This window comes from Dictyobacter kobayashii, assembly GCF_003967555.1.
Lineage (GTDB): Bacteria > Chloroflexota > Ktedonobacteria > Ktedonobacterales > Ktedonobacteraceae > Dictyobacter > Dictyobacter kobayashii.
Window position 1 is genome coordinate 2,671,483 of the sequence record NZ_BIFS01000001.1, and the last position, 19,524, is coordinate 2,691,006.

General features: G+C 49.4%; 14 protein-coding genes. 4 read left to right on the forward strand and 10 right to left on the reverse strand.

All coding sequences use genetic code 11. The features are described from left to right. Nucleotides 1-413: 413 nt before the first annotated feature. The 3 genes from EL645_RS11810 to EL645_RS11820 all read right to left on the reverse strand — a co-directional run bounded on the left by EL645_RS11810 (nucleotide 414) and on the right by EL645_RS11820 (nucleotide 2,969). Nucleotides 414-746 carry a hypothetical protein gene (locus tag EL645_RS11810; RefSeq protein ID WP_126550220.1) on the reverse strand — a complete coding sequence of 111 codons (333 nt, stop codon included), beginning with the start codon at nucleotides 744-746 and terminating at the stop codon, nucleotides 414-416. Continuing rightward, nucleotides 746-1,666 (reverse strand): collagen-like domain-containing protein, encoded by a 921-nt coding sequence (locus EL645_RS11815; RefSeq protein WP_176599840.1) that lies wholly within the window; start codon nucleotides 1,664-1,666, stop codon nucleotides 746-748. The genes EL645_RS11810 and EL645_RS11815 overlap by 1 nt, the downstream gene beginning before the upstream one ends. Nucleotides 1,667-2,165: 499 nt before the next feature. Then, entirely contained in the window at nucleotides 2,166-2,969 is an 804-nt protein-coding gene (locus EL645_RS11820) for a 3'-5' exonuclease (protein ID WP_126550222.1), read from the reverse strand. Between the two features lie 334 nt (nucleotides 2,970-3,303). Between EL645_RS11820 and EL645_RS11825 the strand changes: the two genes are divergently transcribed. Then, on the forward strand, nucleotides 3,304-4,428 hold the full coding sequence (locus EL645_RS11825; protein ID WP_161977314.1) for a sensor histidine kinase: 1,125 nt from the start codon (nucleotides 3,304-3,306) through the stop codon (nucleotides 4,426-4,428). Between the two features lie 182 nt (nucleotides 4,429-4,610). Here the strand turns inward: EL645_RS11825 and EL645_RS11830 are convergent, their stop codons facing one another. Then, complete coding sequence (locus EL645_RS11830) at nucleotides 4,611-5,348, reverse strand: WD40 repeat domain-containing protein (RefSeq protein WP_126550225.1); 738 nt, start codon at nucleotides 5,346-5,348, stop codon at nucleotides 4,611-4,613. A gap of 528 nt (nucleotides 5,349-5,876) precedes the next feature. Between EL645_RS11830 and EL645_RS11835 the strand changes: the two genes are divergently transcribed. Continuing rightward, nucleotides 5,877-6,089, forward strand: a complete 213-nt coding sequence (locus tag EL645_RS11835; protein ID WP_126550227.1) for a DUF2795 domain-containing protein — start codon at nucleotides 5,877-5,879, stop codon at nucleotides 6,087-6,089. 486 nt (nucleotides 6,090-6,575) lie between these two features. Here the strand turns inward: EL645_RS11835 and EL645_RS11840 are convergent, their stop codons facing one another. From EL645_RS11840 to EL645_RS11865, 6 genes are all read right to left on the reverse strand, one after another. After that, nucleotides 6,576-7,283, reverse strand: a complete 708-nt coding sequence (locus tag EL645_RS11840; RefSeq protein WP_161977315.1) for a bifunctional DNA primase/polymerase — start codon at nucleotides 7,281-7,283, stop codon at nucleotides 6,576-6,578. A gap of 410 nt (nucleotides 7,284-7,693) precedes the next feature. Beyond that, nucleotides 7,694-8,203: a thioredoxin family protein gene (locus tag EL645_RS11845; protein WP_126550231.1), complete on the reverse strand. Its 510-nt coding sequence runs from the start codon at nucleotides 8,201-8,203 to the stop codon at nucleotides 7,694-7,696. Nucleotides 8,204-8,446: 243 nt separating this feature from the next. Next, the gene (locus tag EL645_RS11850; protein ID WP_126550233.1) at nucleotides 8,447-9,775 is read right to left on the reverse strand and encodes a metallophosphoesterase family protein; all 1,329 of its coding nucleotides are present in this window, start codon (nucleotides 9,773-9,775) and stop codon (nucleotides 8,447-8,449) included. A 79-nt stretch (nucleotides 9,776-9,854) separates the two neighbouring features. Then, entirely contained in the window at nucleotides 9,855-10,253 is a 399-nt protein-coding gene (locus tag EL645_RS11855; RefSeq protein ID WP_126550235.1) for a hypothetical protein, read from the reverse strand. Between the two features lie 318 nt (nucleotides 10,254-10,571). After that, a complete protein-coding gene (locus EL645_RS11860; protein ID WP_126550237.1) occupies nucleotides 10,572-10,970 on the reverse strand; it encodes a response regulator transcription factor in 399 nt (132 codons plus the stop codon). Nucleotides 10,971-10,983: 13 nt separating this feature from the next. Beyond that, a complete protein-coding gene (locus tag EL645_RS11865; protein WP_126550239.1) occupies nucleotides 10,984-13,710 on the reverse strand; it encodes a sensor histidine kinase in 2,727 nt (908 codons plus the stop codon). A gap of 725 nt (nucleotides 13,711-14,435) precedes the next feature. Between EL645_RS11865 and EL645_RS11870 the strand changes: the two genes are divergently transcribed. After that, entirely contained in the window at nucleotides 14,436-15,707 is a 1,272-nt protein-coding gene (locus tag EL645_RS11870) for a M16 family metallopeptidase (protein ID WP_126550241.1), read from the forward strand. A gap of 450 nt (nucleotides 15,708-16,157) precedes the next feature. Continuing rightward, a complete protein-coding gene (locus EL645_RS11875) occupies nucleotides 16,158-19,394 on the forward strand; it encodes a winged helix-turn-helix domain-containing protein (protein ID WP_126550243.1) in 3,237 nt (1,078 codons plus the stop codon). Nucleotides 19,395-19,524 lie beyond the last annotated feature (130 nt).

Below are 19,524 nucleotides of genomic sequence, written 5' to 3' on the forward strand. Positions count from 1 at the left end.
TATATATTTTTGGATCAATAAATATCATTAATTATAAGTTGCATTTAAACATGCAACTTATATATTCCTTCTATACTAAAAGCAGAGTAGCCTCTTCTAATAAGGGAAGAGATTCATCGGAAGCAAGAAATGGCATATGTTGCCTGGGGTTACTGGCATTATCTTCTTCTTGTGCTGATAGTTTCTATCTCTTGTTCTTATGTCTATGAAGGAAGCGGGCTCTCTTGGTTAATCATTAAACAGGAAGAGAAATACAGCCTATGAAAAAATTTTACGTGACGGGCGCTGCACTACTGCTTTGTGTGCTGGTACTTTCTGCCAGTATGCTGTCAGGGGTCTTTGCTCAACCTCGTTCAGTTCAGGCTGGTTTGAGTCATGCTGCTTCGATGCACGCTCGCGCGATACAGTCTCACTCAACCAGTAATAGGTTCGGGCTTTCCTCTCACCAAAACGGGACTTCTTCTTCTAAGAGTAAGAGCAATAAGACGCTCTCCCATAAGAGCAATAAGAAGTCCTCCGATAATAGTTATGGTAACAGCTATTATAACAGCTATGAGGACAACCCTTCCTATAACAGCTATGAGAGCAGCCATAAGAGCAGCTATCATAGCAGCCATAAGAGCAGCTATGATAATAGCTATCACAACAGCTATGAGGACAACCCTTCCTATAACAGCTATCATAGCAGCCATAAGAGCAGCTATGATAATAGCTATCACAACAGCTATGAGGACAGGCCCTTCCATCAAAAATGCAAAAAGTGCAAGAAAATCATCATCATAAAAGTAAGAGGCCCTTCTGGCCCATCAGGTCCATCAGGTCCTAGTGGCCCCAGTGGCCCATCAGGCCCCAGTGGCCCATCAGGTCCTAGTGGCCCTTCTGGCCCCAGTGGCCCTTCTGGCCCTTCTGGCCCATCAGGCCCATCAGGTCCGTCAGGTCCGTCAGGTCCTAGTGGCCCATCAGGTCCGTCAGGCCCATCAGGTCCGTCAGGCCCATCAGGTCCTAGTGGTCCATCAGGTCCTAGTGGTCCATCAGGTCCATCAGGTCCGTCAGGTCCGTCAGGCCCATCAGGTCCATCAGGTCCTAGTGGCCCCAGTGGCCCATCAGGCCCCAGTGGCCCATCAGGCCCATCAGGTCCTAGTGGCCCGTCAGGTCCGTCAGGTCCGTCAGGTCCGTCAGGTCCGTCAGGTCCGTCAGGTCCGTCAGGTCCGTCAGGTCCGTCAGGTCCGTCAGGTCCGTCAGGTCCGTCAGGTCCTTCTGGCCCTTCTGGCCCTTCTGGTCCCAGTGGCCCCAGTGGCCCTTCTGGTCCTTCAGGCCCTAGTGGTCCATCAGGTCCTTCAGGCCCTAGTGGTCCTTCAGGCCCATCAGGTCCTTCAGGCCCCAGTGGCCCCAGTGGTCCATCAGGTCCATCAGGTCCATCAGGCCCTTCAGGCCCATCAGGCCCCAGTGGTCCATCAGGTCCATCAGGCCCCAGTGGTCCATCAGGTCCATCAGGCCCTTCAGGCCCATCAGGCCCCAGTGGTCCATCAGGTCCATCAGGCCCCAGTGGCCCTTCTGGTCCATCAGGCCCATCAGGCGCTCCTGGAGAGAGTGAGGGGTTTGACACGGTCAGCACGTTATCACCGACTCTCTGTATACCTGGTAAGGAGACTACGGATGCTGACAAGTGTACGGGTCTTCCTAGCACAGCAGTAGTAGGAAGCTTAACAGGGTTGCCGGCGGGCAATTATGTTATCGATGCAACCATTCCAACAAGCTTTCACACCAGTAATGGGCAGATTTCATGTACGTTTACTATTACAAGCGGCACAGGATCAACTGACGGTGCGACAACGGTTGCCACGAGCTCGACATCCTCTGGAGGGGGCGAGTTTGGAATTGAAACCCTGCCACTCACGAGCTCAGTGAAAATCCTGACAGCCGACCCTGTCCTTGGTGCAACAGTCAATGTTCAATGCACTATCAAAGCGACTATCGGCGGTGCAACACAGACAGCTACAATCTCGGGTGTCTCCATTAGCGCTGACCGGAAGAATACTCTAAACGGTAACCCTTAATCAGGAGTGCAAGTTATATTGTAACCCCTAGCTTGCTCATCCTCTAGTATGTAGATACCGATGGAAGCGGACTATAACATCCGCTTCCATCGGTATCTTTATGAAACGCTAAAGGGGATGACCATCACATTCCTCGTCATCAAGGTCAATGCTCGCTGAAGCGGATGCGGTGGTTGTTTTTAGCGTAGCATCAGCCAGCGCATTCAGGACAGCGATCTGTCCAAGGGCCCGATCAAGTGCGGTCTGGTGAGGCTGCGGTGGCAGCGGCTGACCTATCTGCTGACACAGCCCTTCCAGTTTAGGATACGCGGACTGGTGTAGATATGCCATGGCTCGTGCCATTAAATCCTCTCCGATGATGGTAATCTCATCGAGATGGTGGCGCTGGACGGCCTCCCGCAGCTTGCCAGCATCGAACTCGAGGTTGTAAGAGAGTACATAAGCGCCGTGAATGGCCTGCCGCAATTGCGCGAGCGCATGGGCGATAGGGACTCCTGTGACCTGGATCTCTGCATTTGAGAGTCCGGTAATCGTGACAATCTGGCGCGACAGCGGTTGTGATGGCGTCACCAGACAATCCAGAAGCGTCTCCCCGTGAATATCCAGCACGACCAGGCGGATGATTTCGGCGTCCTCATGTAAGCCGGTCGTGTCCAGTTCAAGGAAGACCAGGTTCGGCATGGCCCGGACCGCTTGAGCCCAGTGGATCGCTTTGAGCGATGGCAACACTGGCAGCGTGCGGATCTGCTTGTGCATGAAACGAAGCGCTTCTTCCAATTGCTGTATATGGTGCGTGATCACCCTCCGTCGTCGCAGCCGTGCCTGGAGATCCTCTATCTGACGAACCGGTCCTCGTCCTCGCTCTTCATTGAGTGCGTCCATCACTGTTTGGGGAATTAAAGTAAGCGTCATAATATGTCCACCTCATTTCTTGATGATGATGCCATAGTTCACAGTCATAGACATGGCATCAGAGCGCAGAAAGTTTCTTTTCCTTGGAAGAGGCTGCTTTAATTTTTTCTCTACAAACAAGAGCTTGCTTACTTACTAGATGTGATGTATCGTTGATAGTGAAGAAACCAAAGGTCTTATCGCTGTTGCTGTTCTACTATAAATCCTTCTCAGCTATCATAAAAAGAAAACTGTTCGTGTCGTCAGTCTAGAGAAACAGATATACGCATTGATCCAGAGAATACACATGCGCATATTTCATCGGAGGCAGAGGCGTTCATGGTGGTTTTCATCGTTGGTTGGCTATATCCTTGCATTCCCCCTGAGCGCACTAGCCATCTTGATACCCACACTTGAACGATCGCTGACCTCCACAACTAATTATTTCACTGGGGCGCTGAGTTTTCTGATGACGGTTCTGGTTGGCACCCTATGGGGAGCGGGCCCGGCGTTCCTAACTATCCTGCTTGGTATCCTTGGGCTGGATTATTTCGTCGTGCCTCCAACCAATCAGATCGATTTTTTTGGCTGGCCCGATATCCTCTTTTTTGGGCCCTTTCTGTTTGCACAGCTAGCAGTTCTATCTGTCATTATTATGCGTGAGAAAGATCGCCGTCGCATTTTGCTGGCGGAAAAAGAGGCCCTCAGGCATGCTCAAGCAGTTAGTGAGGTTAACCAGGCGCTTGAGGAAGGTAATGAAAAATTAGTGGAGGCAGATCGCCTCAAAGATCAATTTCTGTCACAGGCCTCTCATGAACTGAAAACTCCAATCGCCATGATCCATGGCTGGGCGCAATATGCGTTGCGGCCATCCAGGAAACTCAACAAGGCCAACCTGGATACAGCGCCCTATTTAGAAAAGATTGAAGAGCTGACAGATCAGCTTGCCTCGCTGGTCGATGATCTGCTGGACATCAGTAGCCTGATGGGAGGCCAGCTCCCATTACGATTGGCCCAGATGGACCTCGTCACTCTGTGCAAGCAGGTTGTTGAGGAACAACGCCTGCTATCCAGGCGACGTTTCGACGAGAAATATCCTGCAACGCCCCTACTTCTGCAAGCTGATAAGGCCCGTCTTACCCAGGTCGTGAATAACCTGGTGACCAATGCCATAAAGTACTCATTGGCGGAGTCAACCATCCAGGTCGAGGTGGACCAGCAACCAGAAAGCGCCCTCCTCCACGTTCATAATGATGGTCCCGCGATCCCTCAAACACAGCAAGACGATCTCTTTGAGCCATTCTATCGGGCCCCGGACGCACGCGCTTCATCAAAAGAAGGCTGGGGGCTTGGTCTATCCATTAGTAAGCAGATTATTGAGCGCCACCAGGGTCATATCTGGGTAGAATCATTTGAGGGACAAGGCACAACCTTCTATGTCGAGCTACCTCTTGCTCACTGTTTCGCCCAGACTGCATAGACATAGGTCAAGCAAGACTGGATACAGCAGCCGCTCGGATTTTTCAGGGACAATTGCATAGTAGCTGGATCGTTACCTAACTTGAAATTTGAGGGTGTGTGAGAGAGGCCGCGGCCTCTCTCACACACCCTCAAATGGGAGCACTAAACACATCAAAAGGTGTATAGAAGAAAGCAGTTATACTACACAGGTGCCTGCCAGATCTGCACAGTCTGGTCGTCGGAGCAAGAAACAATACGTGAACCATCGGGAGACCAGGCTACATCCCGAACATTTGGCTGATGGCCTTTGTAGGTTAGCTTATAGCTATCGCCACCAGCAGAGCGTACCTCAACACGTGAAGTTGGCATCAACGCTTGATAACTGCCGATACATAGAGCCACATACTTACTGCTGGGCGACCAGGCAACCTTTTCAACAGTATCAGAATTTATGTTCAGGGCCAGGCCACGGCCATTTTCAGCTGCCCAGATCTGGACGGTTTCTACACCATTTAAAAATTCTTCGGAGGCAATGCGTGAGCCATCAGGCGACCAGGATAAACCTATATTACCAACTAATGGATTCTTACAGACAAATTTTAATTTGCCCGTAGCCGCTTCCCAGACATGGACGACCCCATTTTGTTCAGTAGAGGCAATCAGTTTACTATCAGGAGACCAGCCGGCAGCCACAACCGACGAGGTATGTCCTTTATACGTTAATAATGTTGTCCCTGGCTGCGCGACGGGAACGGGAGTAGGTGAAGGGGTAGAGCCTGGGTTAGGAGTAGCAGCAGGATTTGAGGCAGCAACAGGCGTAGTACCAGTAACTCCTTCAGCAGTATTACTACAACCCACCATTATCAATCCAGCAGTGCTAGCAATGCTTAAAAGAGCAATCCGGCGTGACATCTTTTTGATCGCAAAGTCCACATCCATCACTTTGAAATCCTTTTCTTACATTAGTTTTCCATATCAAAAACGTTATTATGGACGTAGATATATATAAACAGAATCACATAATAAACATGAATATAATTTATGAATTGATTATAACTCAGTATAACCAGGATAAACTGTGAGATAGTTAACAATTTGAAGCAAATAGTTTAAAAGTGGAAACTTGTACTATGAAAATTTAAATAGGGGAAGATCAAATTTTATCGAAAGATGTTATTGATGCACCGTATAGTGCACGAAAATTTGTTGCACCTGCCCTGGAATGGAAGAGGAAGAAAATTTGAGCACAAAAAAAAGAGCTGCAAGATAGCAACTCTTTCGAAGTAACATAAATAATTATAACATATTTATGACAAATTTTCAAGGGCATATCGAAAAATTGTAGGATTTAAACCAGGCCTTAGTAGCTATTGGTATACTCATGATGATAGGATTTTTATTGCCAGGGATGACACCACACGATAATGATGTACTAATAAAAGTGCATCGCAAAGAAAGGTGACGTACATGAATATCAATCCTGGACAAATTGACCAGATGTTGAATTCAATACCATATCCAATCAGTAAAGATAGCCTGATACAGCAGGCCCGCCAGTTTGGCGCCAATGATCAGATCATTGGTATGTTGGATAAGCTTCCTGACAAAACCTTTAATTCTGCTGATGATCTGAAAAGCAGCTTCAGCGGCTTTGGGAATTTAGGGGGCATGAAACTTTAGGCTATTGAGATGCCTGGATTCCCAGAGAAAAAGAAGAAGAGGCCAGAGACGTTGTCCCTGGCCTCTTCTTCTTTTTCTCTTCTTACAATAAAATGGGTCAAGGTACATTTTATTTATAAAAAATAAATGTGTATTACTCCCATCATCATGGGAAGTGTACCTGGCCTGTGCGGACGTGCGCTGGTGCGCCCGAAAAAAATTATGAATTGGTGTAGAAAATGCTCGGAGAGCATTTTCTACACCAATTCATAAAAAATCATGTAGGAAGATGCGGTGGCTATGGTCAATGTGACACATTAATTAAAGTTTTGTTGGCGAGACTCGATAGATATTAGTGTAGCCCTAGAACACTCAACAACTTCCACGTTAAGGCTACCAACCTTCCGTCGCAGGAGGAGCGGAGAACCCCTTCCGCTCCTCCTGCTCTTTATTTGAAGATAACAATGACGACATGGCAACAGTAGCTATAATTGCTTCACTCGCATTCTAATTGCGCTCGGTTTCAGATTCGAGGACTTTGTTCAGCAGCAAAGAGGCGAGTTCACGAGCAGCGGGAGAGGGTCGTTGTTCCTGGATAGACCAGGCTGGACGATTTAGTTGAGGACTAAGTACAAAAGGTAGCAAGACAGCAGGAAGACGGGCAGGAATGTAGGTATTGATCCAGTTAACACGGCCATGGGAGAGCACACTGGGGGGAGCGACCACATAACTATCTTCAGCATAGGTCCGAATTCCCAGGCCAAGCTTATTCTTCGTAGTGCACAGGGTAAGAGCTCGGTTGTAAGTAAAGTAGAGCTGCCAGCTCCCCCGCTCGGTCTGTATCATGGCGGTTTCCGGTATCGCATAGAGTTGCCTGAAATGTTCCAGAAACCCACCTTCGAGAGGGTCAACCTCGATCACCAATAAACCATCTCCGGTCGCAACACCAACATTGGCCTGCTCAGCTTGCTCCCACCAGCGTTGAATAGTACCGAGATCAGTAGTCGCCAGTCGCACACCTGTCCCCAACCAGGAATGTTGTCCCGCTGCGGGGCATTGTACCTGGCCACAGGCACAGGTGCCATCTGCATTCAGACCATAGAGGGGAAGAACTCGCCAACCACTATGTGCATAATTCCATGCAGCATCCTGTAAGCGGTAGACCAGAGGGCAAATGGTATGTTGTGGGGGTGTTACACGCATCGTCTGTCGCATATATTCTCTCCTTCTCAAGCTTATGAGAGAAGACACTACGAAGTCCACCCAAACGAGTGAGCAGTACAGGAAAGAGCCTATACTTGTATCCAGTATAGACCAACCCTCCAAATTCCAGACCTCTTTTCTTGCCTGCATAAAAATCAGCAAGCTATCAACAGCAAGCAGAAACGTCGCTCGCTTGCAGCTAGCTCTGTCGCCATAGCTCATCTATCGAAAAGGACCTGATTTCGAGGGCAGTGACTTATATCTCTATTACGTCTGAAGGGGGAGAGAAAAGGCGTAGTGATCCAGCGCCTGCGCCTGAGGGCCGGTGGGAAAGGCATGAGTTTGCATCACCAATCATAAAAGTTTAAAGCATGCTTAAGTTTAAAACATGCTGAATGACGCATGGGCTCAGCAATATTAGATTATGAAAGTGCTTCTTGCGCACTATCCATAGCAAGGATTTCATCAACCTGCTTAATCAAGCTCTGGGCATTGGTAAAGCCATAATTGACCGCGTACGTCTTGCCATTTGCATCCAGCAATACAGTCGTTGGCACCGTTAAGACATGATAACGTTCAGCCAACTCAGGAGAACTTGCTACATCGACATTCATGACCGAGACCACATTTCCCTTGGCTTCAACGACACGACGCAATACTGGAGCTTGTAAAATACGGCACTGCCGATCATCCTCGCTGCCAAAAGCTAGAATGCGCACGCGCGCAGCAACCGGCGTATGACTTGTGCTCTCCACAACATCCTCACTTGCAGATACGTCAATACTTGGGAGAGGCTCAAAAACCTCAACAGTTGTAGGGACGTGCGCGTGTCGTCGATATTCAACCACAAAACGACGAGCGGCAAGCACAAATACAACCACAAAAACAACGATCAGCACCAGAGCGGCCAGCCGTAAAACGAGATCAGACATAGTAATCACACTCCCCGCCGAAAGGACCCGCTCTCATAGCATTATAAGAGCTATCCATCATTAGATCCATAGGCGATCACAGAGACGCAATCAAGCAGCTTTCTTACGTTACTCTAAAAGCAATAGACAAGAAACAAGGGACCATAACACAAAGGCTAGTAAGTTTATTTAATCACGAAAAATACGAGATTGTACAGTTTTATTCTGTCTACTAACATAACGAACACAACTACAAGTAGCAACTTACACAGGTGGAAGTAAAGATGCCCGCTTTTCACGTAAGAAGCCCGCGATTTGCTCTGTATCTTCCTTATGAAGGGCAGAAGATTTCAATTCGCTCAAAACGGAACTCCATTGCTCCTTAGCAGGTAGATAACGACTATCCATACCGACCAATTCTTCAAAAATGCGCCGTTCCAACTCATGCCACATCGAACGATCACGCCCATCGATATCCCCATCGTCCGGAACATAATCCTGGTCGTTGGTAGCATTATCGATACGGGCATGTAATGGCGCAAAATAATGGCGCACCAGATCCTCCATACACTGCTGATCCAGGGAACCAGCATCGAAGGCCAGGGTGCCAGTCAAATGAATCTGTACCACCGGCTCAAGTCCCTGATAAGCCGGGCCTTCACGACGGCAATAATCCTCAAGGCGCTTATATAATGCTTCGGGTTCAACCAGACCATCCACCCGTAAATCATAACGCACAAAAGGTCTCCGTCGACTCACTAAACGGACCGCGTGATGTACCCGTTCCTTCCGTTCATGATCAATAATGCGCTCAGGTTCATCGGTATCGATCTCAACATAATAGTAGCCACGATCTTCCCATTGCGATTCTTCAGAGCCACAGGTCTCGGTCGAACCAGGATTGTACATCCAGCCATCAAACTCATAGGGTTTATGGACATGGCCCAGCGCCAGATAATCGACCTGCTCAGAAAGTCCTTGAAATTGGGCCATGGTTGGCAGACCCTGGACCCGAGGGACAATACCGTCAACACCTGTATGCATCATTAAGAGGCGGTAGACGACCCCCTGCTCATTCTCCTCAGCCTCGGCAGCCTTCAGTGCCTGCGACATACCTTCCAGAGTACGAGAGGTAGCAGCACCCTGCCAGGGCAAGCCATAGACGCGCAATTGGCCATCCAGCAAATCAACATAACTACCAAGCATAGTATCAGGCTGCCAGGGAGTTAAGCGGGGAGTGCCATTTTCCATCACCGGGGCCAGGAGTTTGATATAACCCTGATAACACAGAAATTGTAGCCAGGACACACCATCACGATAATAGCTGCGATCATGATTGCCTTCAATGGCAATAACAGGAATCTGTAAATCATGCAGCCTCTTTAAACCTTCAATGGCATGGATCAATGTCAACGCATCGATAGCCCGCTTATTGAATAGATCACCAGCAATTACCAGGAAATCAACCTTGCGCTCAATTGCAGCATCGATCACATCCCAAAAAGCCCGGCTAAAATCGTTGAAACGCTCACGGACACCATATTGTTCGTATCCCAGGTGTGTGTCTGCCACATGGATAAAAGAAGCTCGCATTTTTTATTCCAGTTCCTAAAAAAAATACTTGATCTACAAGAACCGTTGCATGTATCCTGGCGCTAGCCAATAATGCCAGTTACGCAGCTGGACCGGTCATCCAGGCGCGCACAGCTACAATAGCAATTACTAATGCACCCAGGCTATAAATCAGCACATCACGCCGCTTATCCTCACCATTAGTGGTAAAGCTCAGCCAGACCAGCGGTATACCTAATGCTACAATCCCACCATATACATAGTGTAAATAATAGAGTCCAGTGCCGCCACCCGGTTTTAAGCCCAGGGCAACCATGGATAGGCCAAGCAAGCCCTGTAACACACCAAAAGCAAATGCTACCAATAATGAGATACGCCAGGGTTTGATGTTTTCGCGCTTTTGAAAGTAGACGATCAAGCCCCAAATCCCGGCTACCAGTGCCGATAAAAAGACGAAATAGACGTTGATGTTGTGTAAAATAAGGATAAAGTCAGCCACTGTATTGCCCCTTCAGGTCTTTTTGATAAGGTGGTTGCTTATCAAAGATATTCTTTCAGTTCTGGGGGAAATTGGAATTTCCCTGGCCCTACTATAGCGTGTTAGCGGTTGGCTGACAAGATAATAAACACGGCTGAGCCGTGTTTTATGCCCTTGGGTTGGTTTTTTGCGGGCGTGCGCTGACGCGCCCGCACATTATTTATTATATGATGCAAAAAGGCGCTTAGCGCCTTTTTGCATCATATAATAAATAATGTGCGAAGCTGCGGCTTGCAGCTTTTTCTGTACCACAGCATAATATGGTTGTTTGCTTTAGGGTTAGGACATGTAGGTTTGGATGATGTGCATGATGTCGTCGACAGTAAAGGGTTTGGGCATGGTCTGGTCGGCCTGGATGTTGGTGGCTTTGGCGAGCTGATCCAGGGCGGACATTATAATGACGATGTGTTGTTGCCGTTGCGCAGGATGCTGGCTAAGCTCCTGACAGAATTCATAGCCATTCAAGACAGGCATCATTAGATCCAGGAAGATTAAGTAGCTTGTCTGTGTGCCGGCCCCGGATAGTATATCGAGGGCTTCGCGCCCATTGCGAGCGAGCTCGACAGGATACCCCTCCATGTCCAGGATATCCACCATCATATCGCGAATGACGGCTTCATCATCGACAACCAGGATTTTTTGTGGAATGGGGCCACCAGATGTATCTTTTGCGTACATGCTTTAATTCTACCTATTCAACAGTATCAACGGGAGCAATAACCTGAGGCAAATAAAAACTAAAGGTTGAACCTTCATTCGCGACACTCTGTTCTAACCAGAGCTTGCCACCCATTGCCTCTACAAAGCGGCGACAGATGTACAATCCCAGACCGGAACCCCGTACAGGGGTCGTCAGTGAACGTGTGGCACGGACAAATTTTTCAAAGATCTTCTGTTGATCACCCGGGAGTATACCTTCGCCTTGATCTTTGACACGTACCAATATAACAGAAATATCTCCGTTGTCCAATAATAATGTTGGATCTGCCTGATCTTCAGTTAAAAGCGGCTCGACCTCTGAGAGGGGTAAGGAGGTTGCGCTCACCTGGATATGGGTGCCAGTGGGAGAGTACTTGGCGGCATTCTCAATGAGATTGGTGAGCACCTGGCGTACCCGTGGAGCATCACCATTGATCCAGAGATGGTGGTCGATATCCAGGGAGATTATATGCTCAGAATTATGGGTCAGCATATTTACGGCGATCTCGGCTGCCGCCAACACCTGAACAGCTTCTATATGCAAGTCCATCTTGCGATCACCAGGGCCAATCTGGGCCGCTTCGGTAATGCTGGCAACCATATCGCTCAATTGCTGGGCCGCTACCGAGATTTTGGTGGCAAAGCGTAAGACAGTTTGTGGGGTGGCGCGAGAGCTCTGGCGCTTCAACTGGCTAGAGTAGCCACTGATGGCAGTCAAAGGAGTACGCAATTCATGCGAGGCCGTCACCAGGAACTCATCCTTCAGCTTATCCATACGCTCCAGGCGAGCATAGGCCTCCTCACGTTGCTCAAAGAGCAAGGCGTTGCGGATCGCACTGGCGGCCTGGGCACAGATAGCCAGCACAGTCCCAACATCCTTGGGACGGAAGAAGCGATTGCCTCTAGGGGTTGGTACGGCCAGAAAGCCGATAAACTCCGTTTGATACGACATGGGAACCATCAATATATGTTCGATCCCGGTTTCGCGTAAGAAGATCATGCCACCTTCATTGCTTGAGCGGGCCAGTTCTTCGAGTTTGGGTTCATCCAGATAGAAAAAGCCCTCGTCGGCCATATGTTCGAGAAAAGTTCCTTTAAAAGGTAGCTGGATAAGATTGATGATCTTATCTGGTTCGCCTTTATTAGGTGGAGTAATAATAGGCATACCACTACCATCGTCCACCATCTGTACACTGGAAGGCGCATAGAGGGCATGGGCGACCAGTTCTTCTGAGGTGGCTGATGGCTCAAAGAAGGCGCATAGCTCGACTTTGGTAATGGCAGCCACTGACTCAACCAGGTTATTTAAGAGCTCGGTTACATTCAATACTGAGCTGATCGATTGTAAGGCACTATTGATGGCGGCCAGCTGCGCCTCGCGCTGCCGAGCATCGTGCAGAATAGCTCGATCGCGTTCGTATAATTTGGTGTTCTCGATACTGACCGTAACGATCTGGGCCATTGCCTCCAACACCTGAATCTCTTCAGGCTGATAAGCATTGGGCTGCATGCTGGTCAGACAGATAGTACCCACCACGCGGTTAAACATCTTCATTGGCAGAAGCAAGAAGGATTGGGTGCGACGCTGATCGCCCCAGACACCTGTGAGGAGCTCCTGATACATACGCGTCTTCTCAGCATCCTGGGCCGGCGAAAATAGCAACTCACGCTTCTCATGTTGTGTCTCGCGCCACCAGACCGGACGTTCTGACTTTAGACGTACCGTGGGCTTCTCCGCCAGCCCCTCCACGCGCTGACCATTATGCATAGCAAAGACATCATATAAGCGATCCAGGTCACGGTCATAAATAGTTAACAACATGCCCGACACATCAACGACCCGCGACACAAACTGATAAATATTCTCCACCAGGTCCGATAACTTAACCGAGGTTGGGAAGACCGAGCTGATGCCCTGCAAAAGTTGTAAATACTCACTGGTACGGCGCTGCTTGAGGCGCAGGCGCTCATCCTGTACACGCAAAATATTATTTTGCAAATAAAGCGCGATCCGCTCACCATAATTTAAAGCCTCAGCGCGCTGCTTCTGCAAATGACCAGATGTAAGGCCTGGAACTTCTGTATAGTATAAAACAACAACACCCAGGACGGTAGCCGGATGCGCATGGCCATGTATTTCATCTAGCAATGTCGATTCCCGAATGGGCACCACAAGGTAATAAGCAGGAGTTATATCGGCATGTAAAGGGGGATGCTGATTGGCCCGAATAAGCGCCATATAATCCTCATGGCGCATCGCAAAAGCTTCATTCTTATGCCAGCTATAGCCAATTAAATCTTGTCCTGGGGAATATGTTGAACCAGGTGAGAAGAGCTCACACTGCTGAGGACTTACCTCTACAATATCATCTACCATAGCAGATTGAGCACGGGAACGCTGGGAATCAGTAGCCGGCATATGCTGGGTTTCCAGGCTATCCATATCCAGTTGGGCCGTGGCTCGTCTCTGGGTAATATCCAAACGCGCAGAGACATTCTCAATCCCCGACAGAGAAATGTCCGGGGCCGCCGACTGCGCACGCTTCAAGCGAGTATGAACCCGCACACGCATCTGGCCAATTGCCTCATCGTGCAAAGCTATACATGCACCATCGGCACCGAAGCGCATCATCATCTGTTTTAAAAGTAATTTCAACAATGATAAGGGACAGTTCTCTTCAGCGAATGAATCCATTCCTCCCCGAGTAGAGGCAGACATCCACAACTCCTCTTCTAGCCAAAAGCACTCAACAGTGCGGTGAAAAGTTGTCTAGCTGGCAATGAGCGCGTGCTACACTAAATTTTCTACAGGGTAGCATATCACACACATTAGCCATATTCAACATGACAGGCAGAACGGCTGTATGGATACATAGTTGATGCATAATATCAGTACGTATCAATTCATGCCGTTAGCACAAGATCCGCAGCCCTTAGCTAAGAATGTGTCTTATCCTCATGATCTCCGCGCTCTTCACGCCTGCGTTTGAGCGCCTTTGGCGCCCGAGCTTTTTTTCTTATATGGTGCAAAAAGTGCTCTTTGCGCACTTTTTGCACCATATAAGAAAAAAAGCTCGGGCGCGCCAGCGCACGTCCGCACAGGCGCGACATGCTTCCCATGCTGATGGGAGTAAGACACATTCTAAAATGTCTGGCGAAACGTATAGCATGCCGCTCATTTGGATGAGCGCAGCTATTTTTCTGTAAATATTGATCACCTTATTACTATATCACGTGTTGACATAGCAAACAACGTGATGCTACAGTTTGATATAGTTGGGTGAGCCAGGGTATTTGACAAGCTATCCATGGTGGGGCTATGATGCTATTTACAAGGAAACTAAGCACTACGCCTGTAAATATAAATAATATCAAATAACGTGCCTGCTACAACACAACACAGTAGGCAGGCAGACACCGCCTTGCACACTGGAGGAGCAAGTTATGTCAGAAACCATAGCGAATGGAACTGTGTTTCACACCCACACGCTCAGTAACGGCCTGCAAATTGTCGGCCAGCCGATGCCAGATTTTGAGTCGGTGGCAGTATCCTACTACGTCCGTACAGGCTCCCGAGATGAGTATGATCCAAATGTTGCAGGCGTCTCTCACTTCTTAGAGCATATGGTCTTCAAGGGCACAAAGACCCTTGATTGGCAAGAGATTACGCTAGCCTTCAACAAAATCGGGGCAGAACTAAATGCCTTTACCTCCCATGAGTCGACCGTCTATTATGCCCGTGTGCTAGGTGAATATCTGGACAACGCATTTGAACTACTGAGCGATATGATGTATCCTCGCCTTGATGAAACTGATTTCACGATGGAGAAAGAGGTGATCATCAACGAGATTGCGCGCTCGGAAGATCAACCATATAATCTCACCTACCGACGCATGATGCAGGACTATTTCAATGATCATCCCCTGGGACACGATGTGCTGGGCACGCGCGAGAGCATCCGTAACCTGCGCGTTGAGCAGATGCGCGATTATTGGAATCGTCGTTATGCCGCCAATAACCTGATTCTGTCGGTGGCTGGTAATTTTGATTGGGAGCATATTGTTAAGCTGGCCGAGCAACATTGCGCCAACTGGCGTACCGGCGATAGCGGCCGCGATGTGTCCCATTATGAGCCAGCTAAATCAAGCCGTCATGTCATGGTGGATAAAAACTTGAAGCAGCAAATCATGATTATCGCCATGCCAGCCGTGGATATCAAGCATCCTGACTACTATGCAGCGGTCCTGGGTGGCAGCATCCTGGGTGATAGCGACGGTTCACGCCTCTACTGGAACATCTACCAGCGCGGACTGGCGGAGTCGGCCAGCGCCGGCATCTGGGCGATGGAGGGTACAGGTATCATGCTGATGGAGGCCAACTCCACACCCGAAGATGCACCGCGTGTCCTCAAAATGCTCAATCAAGAGTTAGATAGCCTGCTGAATGATGGCGTCTTTGAAGACGAGTTACGCCGAGCCAAGGATAAATGGATCAGTGGCATCGTATTGAGTAGTGAGTCCACCTTTTCTCGTATGCGTTCACTGGCCGGGGACTGGGTCACCGAAGGCCGTCTCGTTAGCGTAGAAGAGGAGATTGAGCGTATTGAGAAGATTACTCCTGAGGATGTGATGCGCTCCCTCAAACACTTCCCGATGCGTGAAAAGCAAATCATTACTACACTTGGACCTTTGAGCGAAGCTGAGCTATTCGTCTAAAAGACTTTAGAGAACAAAAGGGACACCCGCCAGATGGCGGGTGTCCCTTTTGTTGTGCGGGGTGTGCCAATTCTTTCTTTTGGCGCCTGCGGCGCCGGGTTGGGGTATGAGGTGAGAGCACTGGCGGCTGCTGCCGCCAGTGCTCTCACCTCATACAGAAGTTTGTCAGGCTAACTGGCCGCCAGTACTCACATGGACATTCTTTCAGGTGTGGAGTGTGTTTGTATGGTGGGCAGCCGCCCACCATACAAACACACTCCACACTCATGACCCGGCGCTGCAGGCGCCAAAGAGGAACATGAAAAAGCCCTGCGGGAGAGGAGAGGAGGGTTGCCTGGGGATTTATAAAGATTTATACTTATTATATGTAACAAAAAGCTCTATGTAACAAAGCTCTTTTAAATTATCATTCAATCTGTGAGCACTGAATATAGGTGGAGACTGCGTATTATGCCAAGGAATGCCGCGTATACCCTCTCATGGTCCTCCGCAAGTAAGAATTATCAGGTTTTTAAAGATAAAGATCCTCACGCTACCAGTATTTGCCAGTCAGGGGAGGCGTGGCGCGCCTGGCTGGAGACGGTGCCATCCTTTGCATTCAAGGGGAAGATGGGCACGTATACGGTGCGCAAGGAGAAGGCAGGCGGCAACCAGGTGTATTGGTATGGCTATCAGCGTGTAGCTGAACGGCTACAGAAAAAATATCTGGCCAAAGAACATGAATTAAGCCTGGAGCGTCTGGAAGAGGTAGCGCTATTCTTCCATCCACAGACGGAAGCAGATACCGCCTCGGTAGTACAACAGGCAAATCAGCCAGCAGAGGCATCAGTCAGGGTAGGGGAGGAGACACAGCAGCAAACATCGATTTCCCTCAATCCTATTCTGGCAACCAAACTAAAGATGCCCTCGATATCTAGTAGATTGGTTCCTCGACCACAACTATACCAGCAATTGCAGAAAGTGCTCGAAGTTCCCCTGACATTAGTGGCGGCACCAGCAGGCTTTGGAAAGAGCACCCTGGTAAGCAGCTGGTTAAAACAATCCAATAGCGCCACGGCCTGGGTCTCGCTCGAAAAAAGCGATGATGAGCCAATGTACTTTTGGACCTATATATTTACAGCCTGCAATATGCTGTACAGCGGGTCAGCCGAGGTAGCTTTATCCCTGCTGCACGCTCTACCGCCCCCTAAAATTGAATCCATCCTTGCGGTGCTTATTAATAGTCTTGTCACACTTCCACATGAAGTAATAATAGTGCTGGACGATTACCACAGTATTGAAAATAATAGTATTCACCAGGGGATGAGCTTTTTAATCGACCATCTACCCGAACAGGTCCACCTACTGATCGCCACCCGAGCCGATCCAATGCTACCGATCGCGCGACTACGTTCGCGTGGACAATTAATAGAATTGCGGGCCGCCGATTTACGCTTTTCAACTGAAGAGATCAAAGTTTTTCTGCAACAGGAAAATCAGCTGGCGCTCTCACCGCAAGAAATCAGTGCCCTGGAAGAGCGCACGGAGGGTTGGGCGACGGGGCTACAGCTAGCCTCCCTCTCCCTGCAAGGTCAAAAAGATACAGGGCACTTTATCCAGCTTTTTACGGGCAGTCATCGCTATATAGTTGATTACCTGGTCCAGGAAGTCCTGGAGCAGTTGACCATAGCGCAGCAACAGTTTCTGTTACAGACCGCGCTCCTCAGCCGGCTCAACAGTGATTTATGCGAGGCCGTCACCGGCCAGAGCGCGGGCCAGGAAATGCTGCAATGGCTGGAACAGGCCAACCTATTCTTAATTTCGCTGGACGACGAACGCCGCTGGTATCGCTATCACCATCTCTTTGCAGATATGCTCAAGCAGCGCCTGCAGCAGAAGCAACCTGAGCTAATACCGGAACTACACCGGCGCGCCTGGCACTGGTTTCTACAACAAGACTTGTTCCAGGAAGCTATGGTGCATGCACGTGAGATGCATGATCTGGCAGCCATCGCAGATATTACCGAGCGCTTCGGACTGGCATTGGTCAATGCTGGCGAGACCGCAACGGTCGTTAGCTGGTGTGAATTGTTACCTGAAGAACAACGCCTGGGCCGCCTGCGCATCTTCCTCTTCGAGGTCTGGACCTTGATAGGTAGTGGCCAATTCGCCCCTATGCTAGAGAAGTTAAAGGCATACGAGCACTATCATCACCTGCCATCAATCGCCGAGGTCGGTACAGAAGAAATGATCCGCGTGCTGGAAGAGCACGTTAACACGCAATGCCCCAGGGATCAATATGACAATGAACACCGCGCCAACCTGCTGGCAGAGATCCTGACGCTCTACGGCACACTGATCATCTATCATTTGATTTCGATCAGTCCTCTAGCTCCTAGTTCTAGTGCCACCAGCCTGGTTCTAATTCAAAATGCCATGACCCATATTCAAAAACTGGCGCATCGAGGCCGTATCGTACAGCACCTGGGGCTGATCTATTTTATCCTGGGAGAAAACGGCAAAGCCATTGAGGTTTTTGAAGAGGCCAGCCTTTCCGCCATGGCTGATGATAGCCTGACCTGGGTACCTGCGATCGCCTTTCAGTTAACCAGTTTACTATGGCAGGTTGGTCAGCTCCACCGCGCCGAGAGTGCCCATCGAAAGATTCTCAACTGGGCCAGTCAATCCGAAAAGCGACTATTAACGTTGCCAGCCAGCTACTTCGAGCTAGGCCAGCTCTATTATGAATGGAACCGGTTGGTGGAGGCAGAAGAGTATATAACAGAGGGCATGCGCATCTGCAAGCGCCTGGGCATGAATAACGGCTCACTAGCGGGCTTAAACACACTGATATCCATCAAACTGGCCCGGGGAGATGAAGCAGAGGCACACGCGCTATTCCGTACTTATGAAGAACTGATTGGTCATGAACAAACAAACATTATTTATCAGCAACAGATACAGGCGACCCATGCCTATCTGGAATACCGCCTGGGCAACAATGGTGACGTCAGGCGCTGGTTACTTGAAGGACAGGAAGAGATAGCAGCCATTAGCGAACACATGCTGGCAATCCAGGAAAGGCCATACACAATCCGTGCGTATCTCTTGCAGAAGTCAGGCTATCTGGAAGAGGCCCAGGACCTCACAGCACGCCTGAAGGCAGTATTTCAGCAGCGCCACTGGCAAGGACGCATCATTCACCTACTGATTCTTCAGGCCCTACAACACCAGATGCTGGGTGATAATGAGCAGGCGAGCGACAAAATCACGCAGGCACTGATACTGGCTGAGCCCGAGGGCTATCAACGTATCTTCCTGGATGAAGGAAGAGCGATGGCCATACTGCTGGGACAGCTCAGAGAAGAGCGCCGTAAAGAAGCGGCGCCAGACGGTCCCAGCTATAGCCTGGCCTTCCTAGATCAATTGATTGTGGCGCTGCGCAACCAGCTACAAAGAAAAACCGACATGCGACCAGACGGCACAAAAGCGCGCCAGGAACAGGAACTGGCAGATCCGCTCAGTGAGCGCGAATTAGAGGTGCTGAGCCTGATCAGCGAAGGGCGCTCCAACCGAGAGATCGCCGAGCAGATGATCATCGCACTGAGCACCGTCAAATCACACATCAATACCATCTACAACAAAATCCAGGCCAACAACCGCACTCAGGCCATTGCACGCGCCCGTAAACTCAAGCTGCTCGATTAATCCACCTCCTCACTCCATCCCTCCGGTACACACGCCGCAGTGCTTTTCCATCCGCTCATCCTTCTTTGGGAGGATGAGCTAAGCCCCTTGGTACAGGTATAGTTCTCACAGAACCGGTCGCGTGAGTAAA

What these genes read in the sequence shown, in the direction of transcription:
- EL645_RS11810 (WP_126550220.1), bottom strand. Translation starts at nt 746, where the DNA reads ATGGAAGGGCCTGTCCTCATAGCTGTTGTGATAGCTATTATCATAGCT.
- EL645_RS11820 (WP_126550222.1), bottom strand. Translation starts at nt 2,969, where the DNA reads ATGACGCTTACTTTAATTCCCCAAACAGTGATGGACGCACTCAATGAA.
- EL645_RS11830 (WP_126550225.1), bottom strand. Translation starts at nt 5,348, where the DNA reads ATGGATGTGGACTTTGCGATCAAAAAGATGTCACGCCGGATTGCTCTT.
- EL645_RS11835 (WP_126550227.1), top strand. Translation starts at nt 5,877, where the DNA reads ATGAATATCAATCCTGGACAAATTGACCAGATGTTGAATTCAATACCA.
- EL645_RS11840 (WP_161977315.1), bottom strand. Translation starts at nt 7,283, where the DNA reads ATGCGACAGACGATGCGTGTAACACCCCCACAACATACCATTTGCCCT.
- EL645_RS11845 (WP_126550231.1), bottom strand. Translation starts at nt 8,203, where the DNA reads ATGTCTGATCTCGTTTTACGGCTGGCCGCTCTGGTGCTGATCGTTGTT.
- EL645_RS11850 (WP_126550233.1), bottom strand. Translation starts at nt 9,775, where the DNA reads ATGCGAGCTTCTTTTATCCATGTGGCAGACACACACCTGGGATACGAA.
- EL645_RS11860 (WP_126550237.1), bottom strand. Translation starts at nt 10,970, where the DNA reads ATGTACGCAAAAGATACATCTGGTGGCCCCATTCCACAAAAAATCCTG.
- EL645_RS11865 (WP_126550239.1), bottom strand. Translation starts at nt 13,710, where the DNA reads ATGTCTGCCTCTACTCGGGGAGGAATGGATTCATTCGCTGAAGAGAAC.
- EL645_RS11870 (WP_126550241.1), top strand. Translation starts at nt 14,436, where the DNA reads ATGTCAGAAACCATAGCGAATGGAACTGTGTTTCACACCCACACGCTC.
- EL645_RS11875 (WP_126550243.1), top strand. Translation starts at nt 16,158, where the DNA reads ATGCCAAGGAATGCCGCGTATACCCTCTCATGGTCCTCCGCAAGTAAG.